The 3,042-nt window shown below is 28.7% G+C and carries 3 protein-coding genes; all 3 read left to right on the top strand.

All coding sequences use genetic code 11. The features are described from left to right. A partial coding sequence (locus ACH2BO_RS14450; RefSeq protein WP_395045439.1) for a glycoside hydrolase family 3 C-terminal domain-containing protein occupies positions 1-1,324 on the top strand: 1,324 nt, incomplete at its 5' end. Between the two features lie 4 nt (positions 1,325-1,328). After that, positions 1,329-2,084 carry a family 16 glycosylhydrolase gene (locus tag ACH2BO_RS14445; RefSeq protein ID WP_395045438.1) on the top strand — a complete coding sequence of 252 codons (756 nt, stop codon included), beginning with the start codon at positions 1,329-1,331 and terminating at the stop codon, positions 2,082-2,084. Between the two features lie 227 nt (positions 2,085-2,311). Continuing rightward, positions 2,312-2,896 carry an RNA polymerase sigma factor gene (locus tag ACH2BO_RS14440; protein ID WP_395045437.1) on the top strand — a complete coding sequence of 195 codons (585 nt, stop codon included), beginning with the start codon at positions 2,312-2,314 and terminating at the stop codon, positions 2,894-2,896. The last annotated feature ends 146 nt before the right edge of the window (positions 2,897-3,042 follow it).

Genomic DNA, 3,042 nt, shown 5'->3' with positions numbered 1-3,042 from the left:
TGATATGGATATGGAATCTATGGCATATAGTGAACATCTGGTAACATTAGTAAAAGAAGGAAAAGTTAAAGAAGCAACAATTAATGATGCTTGTAGCAGAATTTTAAAAGTAAAATTTGAGTTAGGATTATTTGAAAATCCATATAAATATTGTGATGAAGCAAATGAAAAAGCTACCGTTGGAAAAAAAGAATTTCAAGATGGTGTTTTAGAAATGGCAAAAAAATCGATAGTACTTTTAAAAAATAAAAACGATTTACTTCCATTAAAAAAATCGGGTTTAAAAATTGCTGTAATTGGAGCTTTAGCAAACGATAAAACAAGTCCGCTTGGAAGTTGGAGAATTGCTGCCGACGATAACTCTGCGGTTTCATTACTTGAAGGTTTGCAAAGTTATAAAGGAAATGAAATATCGTACTCTAAAGGTGCAGATTTAACTATTGGAAGAACACAATTTGTGTGGGAAACCAAAATTAATACAACTGATACATCTGGTTTTCAAGAAGCTATAAATTTGGCGAAAAATGCTGATGTTGTTATCATGGCTTTGGGAGAACACGGTTTGCAATCTGGAGAAGGACGAAGTAGAACAGAAATTGATTTGCCTGGAGTACAACAAGAATTATTAGAAGCAATTTATAAAGTTAATACTAATATTGTATTGGTTTTAAGTAACGGAAGACCACTTGCAATTCCTTGGGCTGATGAAAATATTCCTTCAATTTTAGAAACTTGGCATTTGGGAACTCAAAGTGGAAATGCAATTGCACAAGTACTTTATGGCGATTATAATCCTAGTGGAAAATTACCAATGACGTTTCCAAGAAGTGTTGGTCAAGTTCCTATTTATTATAATTATAAAAACACAGGAAGACCAACAATGAATGAGCCAGAAAGTGTTTTTTGGTCGCATTACATGGATGAAAAAAATACTCCTTTATATGCTTTTGGTTATGGATTAAGTTATTCTAAATTTGAATATTCTAACCTAAAATTATCATCAAGTTCTTTTAGTGAAAATGGAAAAATTGAAGTTTCTGTAGATTTAAAAAATAATAGTTCCGTTTCAGGAAAAGAAGTGGTTCAATTATATATTAGAGATTTAGTAGCAAGCATAACTCGTCCTGTAAAGGAATTAAAAGGTTTTGAAATGGTAGCATTAAAAGCCAATGAAACTAAAAAAGTAACTTTTGTAATTGATGCAAAAACAATAGAATTTTTTACTGCCAATTCTAAATGGGAAGCAGAAGCAGGAGATTTTAAAGTTTTTGTAGGTGGAAGTTCAGATAAAACATTAGAAGCCAAATTTGAATTTATAAAATAAATTTATGAAAAAGCTATTATTACTATTATTTGTAACTGTTTCGTTTGCACAAAAAGACAAACGTAAACTAGTATGGGAAGAAAACTTTGATGGAAAAATCTTAAATGAAAAAATTTGGAATTTTGAACTCGGTAACGGTTGTCCAAATTTATGTGGTTGGGGAAATAACGAAAGTCAAATTTACACCAAAGAAAATCATAAATTAGAAAACGGAATTCTAGTAATTGAAGCCAAAAAAGATGGTGAAACCTATACATCAACTAGAATTACAACTAAAGCCAAAAAAGAGTTTCTTTATGGTAGAGTAGAAGCTAGAGCAAAATTGCCTGTAGGAACTGGAATTTGGCCAGCATTTTGGATGCTAGGAGCAAATATTTCTGAAGTTGGTTGGCCCAAATGTGGCGAAATTGATATTCTAGAATATGTTGGTAAAGAACCAGATATGGTTTTTACATCGCTTCATACTCAAGATAGTTTTGGGAATACTATAAATACTAAAAAAACTAGTTTTCCAGATATTGAAGATGGTTTTCATATTTATGCAATTGATTGGACAAAAGACAAAATTGATTTTTTTGTAGACAACAAATGTGTTTATACTTTTAATCCAGAAATAAAAAACGAAAACACTTGGCCATTTGATAAACCATTTTACTTTATTGTAAATGTGGCAATTGGAGGAAATTTTGGTGGACCAACTATTGATAATGAGATTCTTCCTCAAAAGTTTGAAATAGATTATATTAAAATGTATCAATAAATAATAGCTAAATATTCTATTTTACTGTACAAATCATCCAAATACTATCACAAAAAAATATTTTATTGTATAAAATTTGTTAAAATTTCAAATAATATTTGTTTTTTAATAAAATATTATAGTACATTTGGCTATAATTAACTCCTAAACTTATAGTTGCCTATACCAAAAAATTACTTTTATAAAAAATAGTTAGATTTTCCAACCCAAAACTAAAAAGTAATTTTATGGCTACTACACAAACTCCAGATGCATTATTGGTAAAAAGCTACATTGCAGGCGATGAAAGCGCTTTGTCTGTATTAGTAAGCAGACATCAATCTAAAATTTACGGATTTATTTATTCTAAAATGGCAGATAGAGATGTTGCAGATGATGTTTTTCAAGATACTTTTATCAAAGTTATTAAAACTTTAAAATCTAATTCGTATAATGAAGAAGGCAAATTTTTACCTTGGGTAATGCGAATTGCTCATAATTTAATTGTAGATCATTATAGAAAAAATAAGAAAATGCCTATGCTTCGTGAAACGGAAGAATTTTCTATATTTAATGTATTATCTGATAACTCTTTAACAATTGAAGACCAATTAATTAATGATTTAATTGAAAAAGATTTACAAAAAATAATTCTTCAACTTCCAGAAGATCAAAAAGAAGTATTGATGATGAGAATTTATCAAGATTTAAGTTTTAAAGAAATCTCAGACATAACAGGAGTTAGTATAAACACTGCATTAGGAAGAATGCGTTATGCCATTTTAAACTTGCGAAAAGTAATAGAAAAAAATCAAATTATTTTATCTGCATAAACAATATCTTAGTTGCTTTTTCGTTATAGATGTATAATCAACTTATCTCTATGGCAAAACTTTACACTAAAAACGTATTAGCAAGTACAAAAATGTTACCTAAAAAAGAAACTATTAATTTCATACTTAATTATTCTAAAGCTTTG

Origin of the sequence: Flavobacterium sp. (genome assembly GCF_043773265.1) — a bacterium.
Classification (GTDB): domain Bacteria; phylum Bacteroidota; class Bacteroidia; order Flavobacteriales; family Flavobacteriaceae; genus Flavobacterium.
The sequence above is the reverse complement of the archived record's forward strand: the minus strand, read 5'-3'. Positions and strand labels throughout refer to the sequence as shown.

What these genes read in the sequence shown, in the direction of transcription:
- ACH2BO_RS14445 (WP_395045438.1), top strand. Translation starts at nt 1,329, where the DNA reads ATGAAAAAGCTATTATTACTATTATTTGTAACTGTTTCGTTTGCACAA.
- ACH2BO_RS14440 (WP_395045437.1), top strand. Translation starts at nt 2,312, where the DNA reads ATGGCTACTACACAAACTCCAGATGCATTATTGGTAAAAAGCTACATT.